Source organism: Nitratireductor indicus C115 (assembly GCF_000300515.1).
GTDB lineage: Bacteria > Pseudomonadota > Alphaproteobacteria > Rhizobiales > Rhizobiaceae > Nitratireductor > Nitratireductor indicus.
Map to the genome: position 1 here is coordinate 170,419 of NZ_AMSI01000008.1, position 17,617 is coordinate 188,035.

Here is a 17,617-nt window from a genome sequence, read left to right on the forward strand (position 1 = left end):
CATAGGTTATTCTGGGGCATTGACGCATCTATCTAAATCGATTTAGAAATCGAAAGGCCGGCTGGCGACAGCCGGTTTTGCTGCGTTTGGAGCCAGTTATGTCAATGCAGGGTGCGGCCGCGGGCCGGTGGGCTGTGGCGGCCTGCTTTTTTGTGAACGGGTTTCTGGTGGGAAGCTGGGCTCCCCAGATTCCGCTGGTCGCAAGCCGCTTCGGCCTGAGCGAGACGGCGATCGGGCTTCTGATCCTCGTTTTCGGTATCGGCGCGGTGCTGGCCATGCCGGCATGCGGTTATCTGATCTCGCGGCTCGGATCGCGTCCCGTACTCAGGGTGGCGTCCATCCTGTGCGCGCTTTCCTTCGCGGGGCTCGCCATCGCTGCTGAAGTCTGGCAGCTGGCCATCGCGCTTGCGCTGTTCGGCATGGTCCTCGGGGCGATGGATGTTTCCATGAACGCCAATGCGGTTGCCGTGGAGCGTGGCCTCCAGCGTGCGATCATGTCATCCTCGCACGGCTTCTGGAGCCTTGGAGGATTTGCCGGAGCCGGCATCGGTGGCCTGCTTATCGAACAGGTGGGATATGCACTGCATGCCGGTCTCGTCGTGGGGTTCTGTCTGGCACTGGTGCTTCTGGCGCTTCCGTTTCTGATTGCCGAGGAAAGGGCGATCGGCGGGCATGGTGCCGAAGGGGCAAGGCGGGGGTTGCCGCGCAATCCGCTTGTCTATCTGACCGGGGTGATTGCCTTGTTCTGCATGTTGCCGGAAGGCGCGGTGCTGGACTGGGCGGCGCTCTACCTGAAACAGGAGATGGGCGCGGGCATTGCGGAAGCAAGCCTGGCCTATACGGCGTTTTCGGGCACAATGGCGATCATGCGCTTTGCCGGCGATGGCCTGCGCAATCGACTGGGGGCGGTGAAGACGCTGCGTTATTCTGGCATGATTGCGACGCTTGGCATGTTGGGGGCGGGGCTTGCCCCAACGCCGCTGATTGCAACGTTCGCCTTTGCTTTTGCCGGGCTCGGGATTGCCAATATGGTCCCGATCATTTTTTCAGCAGCTGGAAATCAGCCCGGGCTTTCACCCGGCGCGGGCATGAGCGTTGTCACCACAATCGGCTATTCGGGAATACTCGTTGCGCCGTCGCTGGTGGGTTTCGTCGCGGAACGAACGGGCTTTTCGCTCATCTTCATCGCCTTCTCGGGAATGCTGGCGGTGGTGCTTCTGATGGCCAGACTTGTCCGCTCAGCCGACGGGATCAGGGTTGAGACCGCCGGCTGAACGCTGGCTCATATCCGGCCCATCAGCATCAGGATCAGCACGATCACAAGGATCAGGCCGAGAATTCCCGACGGACCATATCCCCAACTGCGCGAATGCGGCCATGCCGGAACTGCGCCGAGCAGGATGAGGATCAGAATGATAATCAGAATAGTACCAAGCGACATGGTCTTTTCCTCGCTGGGTTGAAACGGCAAGAGTTCAACGCCGCGAAGCTAAAGGGGTTCCCGTCGCCTGTGATTTGTTCGTGTTTCGATTGCGATTGTGTGGCTATCCGCGAAACCGGCGCCGGGCAGGAAGCCAGGCGCCGGGTCGTCTGTCTTACTCCGCGGCCTTCGGGAAGGCACCGGTCGCAGGCGCATTATTCTCTTTAGCCTGCCCGGCTGCCTCATCCTTCTGTTTGCGGCGGAAGAGGCGGGACAGGAGCCCCCTGCGCTTCTGACCGGCGGGCAGCGTCTCGCGGGTAAACACCATCAGGGCGGATGGTGTCACGATGAGCGTCAGCACCGTGGCGAAGGACAGGCCATAGACGATGGCGCCCGACAGCGAGACCCACCACTGAGTGGAAGGCGCGCCAATTGTCACCTCATGATCGAAGAGCTCCAGGCCGAGGCCGAACGCGATGGGCAAAACACCGAGCACGGCGGAAATTGCCGTCAGCATGACCGGGCGGGCGCGTTCGCGGCAGGTCTGCAGAATGGCTTCCTTCTTCTTCCAGCCCTCGTGCCGCAATCGATCATAGGTGTCGATCAGGACGATGTTGTTGTTCACCACCACGCCCGCCAGTGCGATGACCCCGATGCCGGACATCACGATACCGAAGGGTTGCCCGGTGATGAGCAGTCCGAGGAACACGCCGATGGTAGCCATCACCACGGTCATCAGCACGAGGAATACGCTCGTGAACTTGTTGAACTGGGCCAGAAGCACGATGAAGATCAGGAAGATCGCCGCGCCGAAAGCCTTCGACAGGAAGGCGCTCGCCTCCTCGCTTTCCTCATTGGAGCCCGCGAGTTTCCAACGGGTGGCGCCAAGGTCTGTTTCACCGAGCGTGCGGGAGACATCCGCCTGCACGTTTGCGACCTGATAACCGCTGGCCACATTGGCCGAAACCACGATGGTCCGCTGACCATCGATGCGGTTCAGAATGCCGGTCGAACGTTCGGGCTCACGCGTGACGAAGTTGGAAATGGGGACGGGCCCCTGCGCGGTCTGGACGCGCAACTGGTCCATCGTGGCGAGCGTTCGCCGGTCTTCGGGCAGTCGCAGGCGGATGTCCACCGCATCGTCGACGCCGGCTGGCCGGTATTCCGACAGCTTCAGCCCATTGGTGACGAGCTGCACGACCGTTCCCACGGCAACCGGGCTGATGCCGTATTGCGCAGCCTTCGCGCGATCCACATTGATCGCCCAGTCGATGCCGGGTGGCGGCAGGCCGTCCGAAACGTCGATCACGCCGGGAATGTCGCGGATCATGCGGGCCACGTTTGCGGCCTGATCGTTCAGATTGGTCGGATCGGCGGCCGAGAGGCGAATCTGGATCGGCTGGCCGGTGGGGGGGCCAGCGTCAGGCACGCGTACCTCGATCTCGACACCGGGCGTATCCTGAAGGGCAACGCGCAGATCGTTCAGAATCTCGCTCGCGGGCGCGCGTTCGCGCCAATCGACGAATTCATACTGGATGACGCCGATCACATCCTCATCGATGTCCTGTCCGCCGCCGCGGGTCTTGCCGACGCGGGTATAGACGGATTCGATGCCGGGCCAGTTGAGAAGCTTTTCCTCCGCGGGGAGCACCAGGCGGTCCATTTCGTCCAAGGAAAGGTTGCCGCGGGCATGGACATACATCAGGCCGTATTCGGGCTCGACATTGGGAAAGAACTCAACGCCGGCGCCATATTGCGAATAGGTGTACATCACGCCGCCGAGCAGGCCGACCGTGAGAAGCAGGACGGTCTTGGGGAAGCGCACGGCCTGCTTGACGAGGCCCATATACCACCCGTCGGGCTTTTCCTCTTCTTCCACATGCGCCTTGGCGAACAGGGCGCCGAGCGTGGGCGTGAAGATCAGCGCGTAAACCATCGAGGCACTGAGCGTGACAATCAGCGTGATCGGAAGATATTTCATGAACTCGCCGACGATGCCCGGCCAGAACAAGAGTGGCGAGAAGGCGGCGACGCGGGTCATGGTGGCCGCGATCACCGGTCCGGCCATGCGTTTTGCAGCAAGCTCGAAGGCCTGCGCCTTGTCCATGCCTTCGGTCATTCGCCGCTCGGCGAACTCGGTCACGATGATCGCATCGTCGACGAGCATGCCGACCGCCAGAATGAGACTGAACAGCACCACCATGTTGACGGTGAAGCCGCCCAGGGAAAGCGCATAGATGCCCATCAGGAAGGAAGCCGGAACGGCAAGGCCGATCAGCAGCGAGGCACGCCCCGACAAGGTGTAGAGCACGACGATGAAGACCAGGATCACGGCGATCAGAACGTGGTTCTGAAGATCGCTCAGCATGTCGCGGATCATCACCGACTTGTCCTGGCTGTAGGACACGGCGATCGTGCCGCCGGTTCCTTCCTCGAAGGTCTTGGCGGCCGTCTTCACGGCGTCCACCGTCTCCACGAGATTGGCCCCCACACGCTTCTTCACCTCGATGGCGATGGCCTTCTTGCCGTTGAGCCGGGTCACGGTCTCGGCGTCCTTGAAGGTCGAGCGGATCGCCGCGAGGTCTCTCGCGCGCACGACCGCATTCGAACTCGAAACGACGGGAAGGTTTGCCACATCCTCGACCGTCTCGATCAGCGAGGGCACCTTGACCGCGTAGCGGCCTTCCTGCCCTTCGATGGAGCCGGCGGCGACGAGGCTGTTCGATGCGCCAACGCCATTGATGAGCTGATCGAGCTGGAGGCCATAGGAGGAAAGCTTCATCGGGTCGATGACGACTTCGACGAGCTCGTCGCGAGAACCCTGCAGAGTGCCCTCGAGCACGCCCGGAATTTCCTCGATGCGGTCGCGCAGCTCGCGCGCGGCGGTGGATAACACGCGTTCAGGGACATTGCCGGCCAGAGTTACCACGAGGATCGGGAATTCCGAGATATTGACCTCGTGCACGGTCGGCTCGTCTGCGCCTTGCGGCAGTTCGCGCCGCGCATCGGCCACCTTGGCGCGCACGTCCTCGATGGCGTTGGAGAAGTCGTAACCGGCCTGGAATTCGACCAGCACATAACCGCCGCCCTGATAGGCGGAGGAGCGCATCTCCTTGACGCCTTCGAGGCTCTTTAGTCGTGTTTCGACGGGGCGCAGAAGGAGCCTTTCGGAATCCTCCGGCGAAATGCCCTGGTAGGTAAGGCTCACATAGATGATCGGAATCGGAACATCAGGCTCAGCCTCCTTCGGAATGCTGACATAAGCCAAGGCGCCCGCGATCACGAAGAACAGCAGGATCGAGAGAGTCAGCCGGGCATTGTGGATGGCGATACGGACGATATCCATAAGGATTCCAATCGTGTGTCACTCATCGCGCAGGGTCGGTCCAGATCACTCGGAAACCATTTCCCGTGCGGGATTGCATCGGTCGAACCGGACAAGCCCCTCGCTGGCGAGGGGACGCTGCCGGTCAGTTCATTTCCGAGGCGAGCATACCCGCCAGTTCACGGATCATCTTTTCATCGGCCTGCTGCGGTTTGACCACGTCTCCCTCAGTCACGAGGTCCTGACCGGAGACAATGATCTGCGCATCGGCCGGAATGCCGGCGAGATAAAGGGCGCGCGGCGTGTCGTCGATGAGATCGATCGGATAGAAAACAACCTTCTTATCGCTATCGACGGCGCGCACGCCCAGTTCGCCATCCTCGCTCAGCGTCACCACGGAACGAGGCAGGGCAACGGCTTCCAGCGGCTCGGCGCGGATGTCGATTTCGGCTGTCATACCCGCAGGAATAGCGCCGTCGGCGTTGGGGATCGCGACTTCGATGCGGAATGTCCGCGTCGTCTCGGAAGCTTCCCGGCTGACAAAGCGCACCTTGCCGGAAACGGTCTTTCCACTCACCAGACGCACATCGGCCTCATCGCCCGTATTGACCGTGCCGAGATCGGTTTCGCTCACTTCGCCGACCGCGATCATCGGATCGAGCTTGAGAAGCGTTGCGACTTCGGCGCCCTGCATGATGGCGGCGCCGAGCTCCACATCCACCTTGTCGATGACGCCGTCGAAAGGCGCACGCACCGTGATGCGGGCCAGTTCGGCTTCGGCAAGCTCAAGTTGTGAACGCGCCGTCGCGAGGGCGGAGCGTGCGCTGTCGAGCTGGAGGCGTGCAAGATTGCCCGTTTTCGTGAGGCGGTTGGCGGCTTCCGTTTCGGCTTCGCGCTGCGCCAGGACCTGACGGGCGGTCTCGACGGCGGCTTCCTTGCCTTCCGATTCCAGACGCAGGATCAGGTCGCCGGCCTTCACATGCTGCCCCTTTGTGACGGGCAGATCGTCGATGATGCCGCCCGAACGGGCGGCCAACGCCGTGCGCTTGTCGGCCGATGTGAGCCCGGAAACGCGGATCGTGCGGGAATGATCGATGCGCGGAGGCTTGGCGACGATAACCACCTGGGCCTCGGTTCGCCCGTTTTCCGGGCGCTCGGCAATGGTTTGGGCTTCCTCGTTGGCACTGCCGACGGAAGCGAATTCACCGGTCGCAATCCATGCGGCCGTGACGACGAGAACTGCGACTGCGGCAATCTTGTGAAACCGTAATTTCGGCATGTTGTTTTCCAGTTCGACGAGGCGGCCTGACGAGCAAGGATCGCTGCGATATGGGAACGCGACGGACCGACTTCAATTCACGCAGGCTGGCTCCGGATGGGCTAGCCGCAAAACACCCAACCATATCGCAGCGTTAAGCTGCAAAAAAGTTAAGCGGCCAACGCTCCTGACATCAACCGCAACGCGAGATACCGGAACGTAAAGCGGGGTGCTCTTTTACTGCGCTGTCCAGCCGCCGTCCACCGGCAAGGCTGCTCCGGTGATCTGGGCGGCGTGATCGGAGCATAAAAACACGACCAGGCCGCCGATTTCTTCCACCGTAACGAATTCACGGCTCGGTTGGCGTGCAAGCATGACCTCGCGCACCACTGTTTCGCGATCCATGTGGTGCACCTTCATCTGGTCGGGAATCTGCGCTTCCACCAATGGTGTCAGAACATAACCCGGACAGATGGCGTTGCAGGTGATCTTCTCTTCGGCCAGTTCAAGGGCGACGGTCTTGGTGAGACCCAGAACGCCGTGTTTTGCCGACACATAGGCGGACTTGAAAGGAGATGCGCGCAGACCGTGGGCGGAGGCAATGTTAACGATGCGTCCGTGGCCGGCGCGTTTCATATGCGGGATGGCGGCGGCAATGGTGTGGAAGGAGGAGGACAGATTGATCGCGATAATGGCGTTCCATTTGTCGATGGGGAACTCCTCGACCGGGGCAACATGCTGGATGCCGGCATTATTGACGAGTATGTCCACCGTGCCGAACCGCTGCGCTGCCTGTTCCACCAGGGCGCGGCACGCCGCCGCATCCGACATGTCCGCCTGGATATAGGCCCCCTCGACGCCGTGCCTGTCGGCGACATCACGAACGAGCGCGTGGTCGCTGTCGGTGTCGGAAAAGGAGTTGAGAACGATGTTGCAGCCGCTGGCGGCCAGGGCCTCGGCGATTCCAAGTCCTATGCCGGAGGTGGAGCCGGTCACGATTGCAGTTCTGCGGGCCGGGTTCGATGCTTTGCTCATGTGGCTACCTGCGTCGCTTGGCGCTATATTGCGACGCAGCAAAGCCGCGCCACGAGATTGAGTCAAGCGGGAGCGGCCAGAGTGTGCGCCGACGAATCGACATCGTCGCCATTGACATTCGAGCCGCGCTCGGCCACGTCAGGGCCCGACACGGTTGAAATCGGGATGCTCCCCCATGACCGGAACATTCACGGCCAGCAAGACATTGACGGGCTATTTCTCATCGCCTTTTCCGCGCCGCGACGCTGTCGGGGTTGCCGTCGGCAACGTAATCGTCGGCGGTGATGCACCTGTTGTCGTGCAGTCGATGACCAATACCGATACGGCCGATGTCGACCGGACGGTGGCGCAGGTGGCGGCGTTGCACCGGGCCGGCTCCGAGCTCGTGCGCATCACGGTGGACCGCGACGAGGCGGCTGCCGCCGTGCCGAAAATCCGCGAGCGGCTGGAGCGCGTCGGCATCTTCGTGCCGTTGATCGGCGATTTTCACTACATTGGCCACAAGTTGCTTGCTGACCACCCCGCCTGCGCGGAGGCGCTCGCCAAATACCGCATCAATCCGGGCAATGTCGGTTTCAAGGACAAGAAGGACAGGCAGTTCGCCGCCATCATCGAAACGGCGATCAAATATGACAAGCCGGTCCGGATCGGCGTCAATTGGGGATCGCTCGATCAGGAACTGCTGACGAGCCTGATGGACGACAACCAGTCCAGAGGTTTTCCGATGACCGCCGAAGAAGTGACGCGCGAAGCGATCGTGCAGTCGGCGCTGATCTCGGCCGAACTTGCCGAAGAGATCGGCCTTGGGCGTGACCGCATCATCCTGTCTGCCAAGGTCAGCCAGGTGCAGGACCTGATCGCGGTCTATACCGAATTGGCGCGCCGTTCCAACCATTCGCTGCATCTTGGCCTCACCGAGGCCGGCATGGGCACGAAGGGCATTGTCGCCTCGTCGGCTGCGATGGGTATTCTCCTGCAACAGGGGATCGGCGACACGATCCGGATTTCGCTGACGCCCGAGCCCGGCGGCGACCGCACGCGCGAAGTACAGGTGGCGCAGGAATTGTTGCAGACCATGGGTTTTCGCCAGTTTCTGCCGGTGGTGGCGGCGTGCCCGGGATGCGGGCGCACGACCTCGACCGTGTTCCAGGAGCTTGCACAGAAGATCGAGGGCGATCTGCGCAAGAACATGCCGGTCTGGCGCAAGAAATATCCCGGCGTCGAGGCGCTGAAGGTCGCTGTCATGGGCTGCATCGTCAACGGACCGGGCGAATCGAAGCATGCCGATATCGGCATTTCCCTTCCCGGAACCGGTGAGACGCCGGCAGCTCCCGTCTTTATTGACGGCCGGAAGGCGGCGACGCTGCGTGGTACGGGTATCGCCGAGGAGTTCGAGAAGATGGTGGGCGACTATATCGAGCAGCGCTTCGGCTCTGCGCGCGCCGGCGACTGAGGTTTTGGCTTCACCAGCCAGCCGTTGCGCCGGGATATCTCTGCGGACAAAACCTGTTGTCAGTTCTGCCGTTCGGCGACGAAGAGCGCGGCTTGGCGCAGTCCTTCGGCTTCCTCGCCATAAGGCGCGAGAATATCGCGGGCCTGTGCGACCAGTCCGCGGAGTTGTGCCCGTGTCCAATCGATACCGTGAAGGCTGGCCAGCGTCGCCTTGCCGGCGGCGGCATCCTTGCCTGTGGCCTTGCCCATGGCTTCGCTGCTGGCTGTCAGATCAAGCAGATCGTCGGCGAGCTGGAAGGCGAGCCCGATTGCGGCGCCGAATTCGCCCAGTCTTTCACGATCCGCATCGTTTCCGCTGCCGATGATTGCGCCTGCTTCGCACGCATAGCGGATCAGTGCCCCCGTCTTCATGGCCTGAAGACGCAATATTTCTTCTTCGGCGAGCGTCTCGCCTTCGGCTGCCAGATCCAGTGCCTGCCCGCCGGCCATGCCGCCGATGCCCGCTGCACGGGCGAGGCGCAGGGTGAGGGCAAGGCGTTTTTCCGCGGAAAGCAGGGTGGCGTCGTCAGCGATGATGTCGAAGGCATAGGTGAGGAGGCTGTCGCCGGCCAGAATGGCGGTGGCCTCGTCGAAGGCGCGGTGAACGGTCGGCTGGCCGCGCCGAAGGTCGTCGTCGTCCATGGCCGGCAGGTCGTCATGAACCAGCGAGTAGCAGTGCACGCATTCAAGCGCCGCCGCCACGCGCAGCGCGGCCTCACCCTGCGCGTCGAACAAGGAGGCCGTTTCCAGGACCAGGAACGGGCGCAGCCGCTTCCCCCCGTTGAGCACGCCATGCCGCATGGCGTCGAGCAGGCGTTGCGGGCGTGCAACCTCGCCTTCAAGCGGGCGCGTATCCAGCAGACGGCGCAGCGTGTCCTCGACCATCTCGGCGCTGACGGCGAGCTTGATCTCGAAAGGGGGCGTTGTTGTCTCGTTCATGGGCGGAGCGATAGCGCAAAGGCGCTGTGGGTCAAGTCCCGTTTGTGTCGCGCTCAGGCAATAGCTGGCATTGCGCCGCCGTCCATGGGAGGTTATGCGGAAAGCCCAAGCTGGCTTCAACCGGGGAAAAGGGTGAGCGGACCAACGGTCGAACCCGAAAGAAGGACGATGGCGCGAGGCAGGAGCCGAAACGGTCGTGGCAGAACGACGCGCGGGCGGCTCGGCTGGCTCTTGCGGCGTGTCGTGGTCGTGCTTGCGCTGCTTGCCTTCATTCCGGCGGCGTTGACGCTGCTGTACCGCGTGCCTGTCGTGCATCCGATATCGACCCTCATGGTGAAGGATCTCGCCACTTTTGCCGGCTATGACAGGAAATGGACGTCGCTTGAGGATATGGGGACCCTGATCCAGTATTCGGTGATGATGTCGGAAGACGGGCAGTTCTGCAGCCATGGCGGGGTGGATTGGGGGGCTCTCAACACGGTCATCAACGACGCTCTTTCCGGTGAAGCGGCGCGAGGGGCCTCGACAATCCCTATGCAGACGGCCAAGAACCTTTTCCTGTGGCAGGGGCGCTCCTTCATCCGCAAGGGGTTGGAACTGCCGCTGGCGCTTTATATCGATGTGATCCTGCCGAAGCACCGCATCATGGAAATCTATCTCAACATTGCCGAGTGGGGCCCAAATATCTACGGCGCGGAAGCTGCCGCACAACACTATTTCGGGCGTTCGGCCAAGAACCTGACGCGCAGGCAGGCCGCACTTCTGGCCGTCACCCTGCCCAATCCGCATGCCCGCAACCCGGCCAAACCCTCCGGCGGGCTCAACCGGCTTGCCGCCAATATCGAGCGGCGGGCACAGCGTGCCGGCGGTTATGTGGGCTGCCTGAAGCGGTGAGATAGCGGCTGCGACGCGAAAAAAAGCGGTACCCCACTGGCCAAAAGCCGTTTGGGCGTGTATAGGCACGCCGACTTCCAATTCCCGGACGAAATGCTGGGCCCTGGATCGAAGGGCCGCAACGGCCTTTTGTCGATTTAGCGGATGACCGATTTAGCGGAGCAGGACAATGGCTGTACCAAAAAGGAAAACCTCGCCGTCGAAGCGCGGCATGCGTCGCTCGGCTGACGCGATCAAGGCCCCGACCTATGTCGAGGACAAGAATTCGGGCGAACTGCGCCGTCCGCACCATGTCGATCTGAAGACCGGCATGTATCGCGGCCGCCAGGTTCTGGAGCCCAAGGACGCATAAGCGTTCTGCTTCGAGTATGAAAAAAAGACCGGCCACTGGCCGGTCTTTTTGTTTTTGCGGATATCAGCCGTCGCCCATGGAATCGATCTTGCGCTGCATGGCCGCGATCTGGTCGCGTAACTCCCTGAGGTCGTCGGAACGACCGCCTTCGGATGGTGTTTCGCTCTCGCGGGCAGGCGAGGCGGCAGGCGCTGTAGGAGAGAACATGCGCATGGCATTTTGAAACATTTCAATGTTTCGACGCGTCTGTTCCTCCACCATCTTCATCTGGGCGGACATGCCCATCATGTCCATGGACGGTGTTCCAAAAGCCTTGCTCATCTGCTCGCGCAGACGCTCCTGCTCCTTGGAGAAGGCGAGCATGGATTGCTCCAGAAAGCTCGGCACAACCATCTGCATCTGGTCGCCGTAGAAGGAGATCAACTGGCGCAGGAAAGAGACGGGCAGCATGTTCTGGCCGTTGCGGTCATTCTCCAGCTCGAAGATGATCTGCGTCAGAACCGAGTGGGTGATGTCTTCGCCGGACTTGGCGTCCTGCACGACGAAATCCTCGTCACGCTTGACCATCTCGGCCAGATCTTCCAGCGTCACATAGGTGCTGGTGCCCGTGTTGTAGAGGCGGCGGTTGGCATATTTCTTGATGACGATCGGGTCGTCCTTGGCTGGCATTACTGACCTCCCCGTAGCACGGTTTCCTGGGACGTTGGCCGGGCTTTCAACATCGGACCGGCTTGCCCCACTACTCTGTTCTCTCCGTCATGAGACGGCAGCCGGACCAGCGGGCCCGGCCTGCTATGCTGGCACATCGGGTCTGGCCTCTGCCGCGCCGCGATGCTGGATTTCAAGGACTGGGAGCACTCTCCCGAAATGGCCGATCTGCAATGACCATTCCGTTGGAGGCCCCCGCCACGAAAGGCATGAGAAACCATTTCGTGGCCGCCAGCTGTCAGGATATGCCCAAAATCAGGGCGATTGAAAGCGCTTTGTGCGCCGGCGAAGAGTAGGTGCCCCTCTTTACGGCACATGCTGATGCCGCAGTGCACACATCCGTTTGACTTGTGCCTGGGAAGCCGCGACAAATGGAGAAAAGCGGGGCCTGTCGCAAGGCCTCCATAAATGCATGCATATGACTGTCTCAAGGGAGCTTTCCATGTCCACTGCCGATGCCATCGTGATTGCCAGCGCCGCCCGCACGCCGGTCGGTTCCTTCAACGGTTCCTTCGCCAACGTGCCAGCGCATGATCTCGGCACGACCGTCATCCGCGAAGTGCTGCAGCGCTCGGGTGTTGCGCCGGAAGAGGTCGATGAGGTCATTCTTGGCCAGGTGCTGACTGCCGGGCAGGGGCAGAATCCGGCACGCCAGGCTTCCATTGCCGCCGGGCTTCCCAAGGAGACCACGGCATGGGGGCTGAACCAGGTCTGTGGCTCGGGACTGCGCACTATCGCCATCGGCATGCAGCAGATCGCCACCGGGGATGCAGATATCATCATCGCCGGGGGGCAGGAATCGATGTCGCTTTCGCCCCATTGCGCGCATCTGCGCAGCGGGGTGAAGATGGGCGATTATTCGCTGATCGACACCATGATACGGGATGGTCTGTGGGACGCCTTCAACGGCTATCATATGGGCATCACCGCCGAGAACGTTGCCAAGGAATTCCAGATCACGCGTGAGCAGCAAGACGAATTCGCGCTTGCCTCGCAAAACAAGGCGGAAGCCGCGCAGAAGGCTGGCCGCTTCAAGGACGAAATCATTCCGGTGACGATCAAGTCGCGCAAAGGCGATGTTGTCGTCTCGGATGATGAGTATATCCGTTACGGCGCAACGCTCGAGGGGATGCAGAAGCTGCGCCCGGCTTTCGACAAGGAAGGCAGCGTGACGGCGGGCAATGCTTCGGGTCTCAACGATGGCGCGGCAGCCGTTCTTTTGATGCGCGAGAGCGAGGCCGCGCGCCGCGGCCTTCAGCCGCTCGCGCGCGTCGCTTCCTGGGCAACTGCCGGCGTCGACCCGGCTGTCATGGGAACTGGCCCCATCCCTGCTTCGCGCCGTGCGCTGGAGAAGGCAGGCTGGAAGGCTGAGGACCTGGATCTCGTGGAAGCCAATGAGGCATTCGCGGCACAGGCCTGCGCGGTGAACAAGGGCATGGGCTGGAATACGGATATCGTGAACGTCAATGGCGGCGCCATTGCCATCGGGCATCCGATCGGTGCTTCGGGCGCCCGCATTTTCAACACACTGGTCTACGAAATGCGTCGCCGCGGCGCGCGCAAGGGTCTGGCCACGCTTTGCATCGGTGGCGGGATGGGCGTCGCCATGTGCGTGGAAGCGCTGTAGGATTTTAGCCGGCGTGCGGTGGATTCGCCGTCTGCGCGCCGGCTTGTCGAAACGGCTCAGGCAAAACTAGAGCGGTGCGGCGGGGAACATTGCGGCGAACACATATCAGGGAGGCGATCCTCATGAGAACGGCACTGGTTACGGGCGGTACGCGCGGCATTGGCGCTGCGATTGCAAAGGCGTTGCAGGATGCGGGCTACAAGGTAGCAGCCAATTATGCCGGCAATGACGAAGCGGCAGCGCGCTTCAGCGAGGAAACGGGTATCAAATCCTATAAATGGTCCGTGGCCGATTACGACCAATGCGCCAAGGGCGTGGAGGCAGTGGAAGCTGATTTCGGCCCTGTCGACGTGCTGGTCAACAATGCCGGTATCACGCGCGACGTGATGTTTCACAAGATGACGCCTGAGGATTGGCAGGCGGTGATCAACGTCAACCTCAACGGCATCTTCAACATGACGCATCAGGTGTTTGCGGGAATGCGCGAGCGCAAATTTGGCCGCATCGTGAGCATCTCCTCCATCAACGGCCAAAAGGGACAGATGGGGCAAACCAACTATTCGGCGGCGAAGGCGGGCGAGATCGGTTTTACCAAGGCTCTGGCCCAGGAGGCCGCCCGCTTCGGCGTGACGGTCAATGCGATCTGCCCCGGCTATATCGCCACCGATATGGTGATGGCGGTGCCTGAAGCCGTGCGTGAGAAGATCGTCGCGCAGATTCCCGTGGGTCGATTGGGTGAGGCCCCGGAAATCGCCCGCTCTGTTCTGTTCCTTGCCTCGGACGAGGCGGGCTTCATCACCGGCTCCACACTCACAGTGAATGGCGGCCAGTACATCGTCTGATCGCTTAAAAACGGATTCGATTCAAAAAGCCCCCGCCGGTTCATGCCGGCGGGGGCTTTTGTGGAAAGAGGTTCGGGTGCTTCTGCAAAAAGAATGTGTATCAGGATGATACATAAGTCTTAATGAAGTTCCGGATGGCGGTTCCGAACCCTGTGGACAAGATGTGCCTCGTCTGTTTGTGTCCTGTGGAAACCACAAGATGTAGGTGGAAACGAAACGGGAACATCTGCCCGTCACTGATTCGTCGCCGATTCGTTCCGCCTTTGATCGAAGTGTTAATCCTCGAAAGCACGCAATGCCGCACGAAGTTTACAATTCGTTGGGATTTCCTAACGAATTCTTAAGCTTAAACGCAGCGCTGGAACGGCTGCCGTGGCCGGACTTCCAAAAGTTAACGCAGCTAAGGGATTTATGTCTTGAAGCAAGTCGCGGCGATTCAGCATTTCGGTATGGGTCGGTTCCAATTGCCTATATGTTGTGGTGAACGAATGGGGAACTTGCAAAAGTCAGTGATTCGTCGCTGATTCGTTCCAGACTCGTTCCAAACCTTAACGTGGAACGGATTTCACCGCGGAGATCCACGAGAAAACGGGTGGCTTCGCTTTGCTGGGCAGGGGATATCTGCAGGGCGAAACTGGCACCTTGGAATAACCATGCAAAGCGTGGTACCGAAGAAACTCATTTTGTTGCTGAGGAAGACGGCTTCCCGGGCCTTATGATTCTCCAGATAAATACAAACAGGCCGCAGGCGCTGTCCGGTCGAGATGTGACGGCAATCCTCGGGCCCACCAATACGGGCAAGACGCATCTTGCCATCGAACGCATGGTCGCTCATCACACGGGCGTCATCGGCCTGCCGTTGCGCCTTCTGGCGCGCGAGGTTTATGCACGTGTGGCCGCCAAGGTCGGCGAGGCGAATGTCGCTCTCATCACGGGCGAGGAGAAAATCACGCCGCCCGGCGCGCGATACTCGGTCTGTACAGTCGAGGCGATGCCTCGCGAGACGGATGCCGCATTCGTTGCCATCGACGAGGTGCAGCTTGCGGCGGATCTCGAGCGCGGGCACATCTTCACCGATCGTATCCTGCATTTGCGGGGGCGGCAGGAGACCCTGCTTCTGGGAGCCGGCACCATGCGCGGCATTCTCGAGAAGCTTCTGCCTGGCCTTTCGGTCATCACCCGGCCGCGCATGTCGGTCTTGACCTATGCCGGATCGCGCAAGATCACGCGGCTCCCGCGCCGCTCGGCCATCGTGGCTTTCTCATCCGACGAGGTCTATGCCATCGGCGAACTGATCCGCCGTCAGCGCGGCGGCGTGGCCGTCGTTCTGGGCGCGCTCAGTCCGAGAACGCGAAATGCGCAGGTTGCGCTCTACCAGTCGGGCGATGTGGACTATCTGGTGGCCACGGACGCCATCGGGATGGGGCTCAATCTGGATGTCGACCATGTCGCCTTTGCCCAGAACCGCAAGTTCGACGGGTTCCAGTATCGCGATCTCAACGCGGCGGAACTCGGGCAGATTGCGGGCCGTGCGGGCAGGCACCTGCGCGACGGCACCTTTGGGGTGACGGGGCAGGTCGACCCTTTCCCGGACGATCTGGTGCAGCGGATCGAGGCGCATCAGTTCGAGCCGGCAAAGGTTCTGCAGTGGCGTACCGCGAATTTCGACTTCGCAAGCGTCGATGCGTTGAAGGCCTCGCTGGATACGCCGCCGCCGGTCGAGGGGCTGACGCGGGCCCTGCCTGCGGCCGACGCCCGGGTGCTCGACTATCTGTCGCGGGAAGATGAGGTCCTGAAACTGGCGCATGGCCGGGAGCGTGTTGCGCTTCTGTGGGATGCATGCGCCCTGCCGGACTATCGAAAGATAGCACCCGCCCAACATGCCGAGCTTGTGAGCGCGGTGTTCAGCGACCTGGCGCGTTTAGGCCACGTTGATGAAGATTATATGGCAGATCAGGTGCAGCGGGCCTCTTCCACTGAGGGTGATATCGACGCATTGTCGCAGCGGATCGCGCAAATCCGCACCTGGACCTTCGTTTCACACCGGCCGGGGTGGCTGGCCAATCCGACACACTGGCAAGAAAAAACACGCGAGATTGAGGACAGTCTGTCCGATGCGTTGCATGAGCGATTGACGAAACGCTTCGTGGACCGCAGGACTTCCGTGCTCATGAAGCGTCTGAGAGAGAATGCAATGCCGGAAGCAGAAGTCAGTCCCGTTGGCGAAGTGCTGGTCGAGGGACATCATGTTGGGGAAATGCAGGGGTTCCGCTTCACCGCCGACCGTTCGGCGGAGGGAGAGGATGCACGCGCGGTGAAGACTGCTGCGCAGAAGGCCCTGGCTGTCGAGTTCGAGGCGCGCGCGGATCGTTTCGCTGCATGCGCGAATGGCGACTTGGCGTTGGATTCCGACGGTTTCGTGCGTTGGCTTGGACAGCCGGTGGCGACGCTGGTTGCCGGCGAAGAGGCGCTCAAGCCCCGCGCGGTGCTTCTGGCGGACGAGCAGCTTACCGGCGCGTCGCGTGACAAGGTTGCCGCCCGCGTCGAGCGTTTCGTGTCCTTCCAGATCGAATCGCTCTTGAAACCGCTGATCGATCTCAGAGATTCGGAAAGCCTTTCCGGCATGGCGCGCGGCATCGCGTTCCAGCTCGCGGAGAATTTCGGCCTGCTCAATCGCCGCAATGTTGCCGAGGATGTGCGGGCGCTCGATCAGGATGCGCGCGCTGCGCTGCGCCGTCTGGGCGTGCGCTTCGGCGCGTATCATATCTTTGTGCCGGCGCTCATCAAACCGGCACCGGCAGGGCTCATGACGCTTCTTTGGGCGCTGAAGAACGATGCCAAGGACAAGCCAGGCTTTGGCGATGTGGTGGCTGCGCTTTCTGCCGGCCGTACCTCAATCGTTTCGGAACCCAGTTTCGAGCGCGCCTTCTATGGTCTGGCGGGTTATCGCAATCTGGGACGCCGCGCGGTGCGCGTCGATATTCTGGAGCGGCTTGCCGATCTCATTCGTCCGGCGCTGGCCTGGAAGCCGGGCACCGGCTCGCGGCCGGATGGCGGCTATGATGGCGGGGCCTTCGTGGTGACGCCCGCCATGATGTCGATCCTTGGGGCGACAGCCGACGATATGGAAGCGATTCTAAAGGGGCTCGGTTACCGTGGGGAGCCGAAGCCTGCCGAGGAGGTCGCTGCGCATCTGAAGTCTCTGGAAGATGCTGCGCAGACCCCAGCCGCGCCGCAGGCGGCTTCCACCGAAGCGACCGAGGTTTCGGCCGATGCAGGCGAGGCTGTTTCGGAAGCGTCGCCTGAGCAGGAGGCCGAAAAGCCGGCAGAGGCTGTCGAGAGCGCGCCGGTTTCGAGCGAGGCTGCTGTGGTGGAAGCGCCGGCTGCCGACACCGAGGTGGCTTCGGCTGGAGAGGCCGCGCCTGAGGAGGAGCCGAAGCCGGTTCTTCTGTGGCGCCAGGGGCGCTTTGACGGACCGCGCAAGCGTCAGGGCCAGAGGCCGACGGGCAAGGGTGGCGAGCGTCATGGCCGGCCTGGCGGTGGGCGCGAACAGCGGGACGGCGGTGCTCCGCATCGCGGCAAGCCGCGTGTGCGCGACGGCGACAAGCACGGCGCCAAGCACAAGGGCGCGCCGCAGCGTCAGCGCGAGGAGCGTCCGGTTCGCATCGATCCGGATTCGCCTTTCGCGAAGCTGGCCGCACTCAAGGAACAGCTGAAGAAGTAGGT

13 protein-coding genes are annotated in these 17,617 nt (G+C 61.7%); 7 read left to right on the forward strand and 6 right to left on the reverse strand.

Annotated elements, in window-relative coordinates; genetic code table 11:
- The first annotated feature begins 98 nt into the window (after positions 1 to 98).
- Positions 99 to 1,274 (forward strand): MFS transporter, encoded by a 1,176-nt coding sequence (locus NA8A_RS13270; protein WP_040672568.1) that lies wholly within the window; start codon positions 99 to 101, stop codon positions 1,272 to 1,274.
- Positions 1,275 to 1,282: 8 nt separating this feature from the next.
- Here NA8A_RS13270 and NA8A_RS24695 read toward each other — a convergent pair whose 3' ends face one another.
- The 4 genes from NA8A_RS24695 to NA8A_RS13290 form a co-directional block, all read right to left on the reverse strand.
- A complete protein-coding gene (locus NA8A_RS24695; RefSeq protein ID WP_009450825.1) occupies positions 1,283 to 1,441 on the reverse strand; it encodes a DUF3309 domain-containing protein in 159 nt (52 codons plus the stop codon).
- A gap of 154 nt (positions 1,442 to 1,595) precedes the next feature.
- A complete protein-coding gene (locus NA8A_RS13280; protein WP_009450826.1) occupies positions 1,596 to 4,766 on the reverse strand; it encodes an efflux RND transporter permease subunit in 3,171 nt (1,056 codons plus the stop codon).
- A gap of 124 nt (positions 4,767 to 4,890) precedes the next feature.
- Positions 4,891 to 6,024 (reverse strand): efflux RND transporter periplasmic adaptor subunit, encoded by a 1,134-nt coding sequence (locus NA8A_RS13285; protein WP_009450827.1) that lies wholly within the window; start codon positions 6,022 to 6,024, stop codon positions 4,891 to 4,893.
- 216 nt (positions 6,025 to 6,240) lie between these two features.
- Entirely contained in the window at positions 6,241 to 7,038 is a 798-nt protein-coding gene (locus NA8A_RS13290) for a 3-hydroxybutyrate dehydrogenase (protein WP_009450828.1), read from the reverse strand.
- A gap of 175 nt (positions 7,039 to 7,213) precedes the next feature.
- On the opposite strand from NA8A_RS13290, the gene ispG reads away from it, so the two are divergent.
- On the forward strand, positions 7,214 to 8,491 hold the full coding sequence (ispG, locus tag NA8A_RS13295; RefSeq protein ID WP_009450829.1) for a flavodoxin-dependent (E)-4-hydroxy-3-methylbut-2-enyl-diphosphate synthase: 1,278 nt from the start codon (positions 7,214 to 7,216) through the stop codon (positions 8,489 to 8,491).
- Between the two features lie 59 nt (positions 8,492 to 8,550).
- Here ispG and NA8A_RS13300 read toward each other — a convergent pair whose 3' ends face one another.
- Positions 8,551 to 9,468, reverse strand: coding sequence for a polyprenyl synthetase family protein (locus tag NA8A_RS13300; RefSeq protein ID WP_009450830.1), 918 nt, complete (start codon positions 9,466 to 9,468; stop codon positions 8,551 to 8,553).
- Positions 9,469 to 9,636: 168 nt separating this feature from the next.
- On the opposite strand from NA8A_RS13300, the gene mtgA reads away from it, so the two are divergent.
- The gene (gene mtgA / locus NA8A_RS13305) at positions 9,637 to 10,362 is read left to right on the forward strand and encodes a monofunctional biosynthetic peptidoglycan transglycosylase (protein ID WP_009450831.1); all 726 of its coding nucleotides are present in this window, start codon (positions 9,637 to 9,639) and stop codon (positions 10,360 to 10,362) included.
- A 169-nt stretch (positions 10,363 to 10,531) separates the two neighbouring features.
- Positions 10,532 to 10,714, forward strand: coding sequence for a 50S ribosomal protein L32 (gene rpmF, locus NA8A_RS13310; protein ID WP_008596866.1), 183 nt, complete (start codon positions 10,532 to 10,534; stop codon positions 10,712 to 10,714).
- 63 nt (positions 10,715 to 10,777) lie between these two features.
- Here the strand turns inward: rpmF and phaR are convergent, their stop codons facing one another.
- Positions 10,778 to 11,383 (reverse strand): polyhydroxyalkanoate synthesis repressor PhaR, encoded by a 606-nt coding sequence (gene phaR, locus NA8A_RS13315; protein ID WP_009450832.1) that lies wholly within the window; start codon positions 11,381 to 11,383, stop codon positions 10,778 to 10,780.
- Positions 11,384 to 11,864: 481 nt separating this feature from the next.
- Here phaR and NA8A_RS13320 point away from each other — a divergent pair, with 481 nt between their 5' ends.
- From NA8A_RS13320 to NA8A_RS13330, 3 genes are all read left to right on the forward strand, one after another.
- Positions 11,865 to 13,049, forward strand: coding sequence for an acetyl-CoA C-acetyltransferase (locus NA8A_RS13320; protein ID WP_009450833.1), 1,185 nt, complete (start codon positions 11,865 to 11,867; stop codon positions 13,047 to 13,049).
- Positions 13,050 to 13,171: 122 nt separating this feature from the next.
- Positions 13,172 to 13,891, forward strand: coding sequence for an acetoacetyl-CoA reductase (gene phbB, locus NA8A_RS13325; RefSeq protein WP_009450834.1), 720 nt, complete (start codon positions 13,172 to 13,174; stop codon positions 13,889 to 13,891).
- Between the two features lie 715 nt (positions 13,892 to 14,606).
- Positions 14,607 to 17,615, forward strand: coding sequence for a helicase-related protein (locus NA8A_RS13330; RefSeq protein WP_009450835.1), 3,009 nt, complete (start codon positions 14,607 to 14,609; stop codon positions 17,613 to 17,615).
- The last annotated feature ends 2 nt before the right edge of the window (positions 17,616 to 17,617 follow it).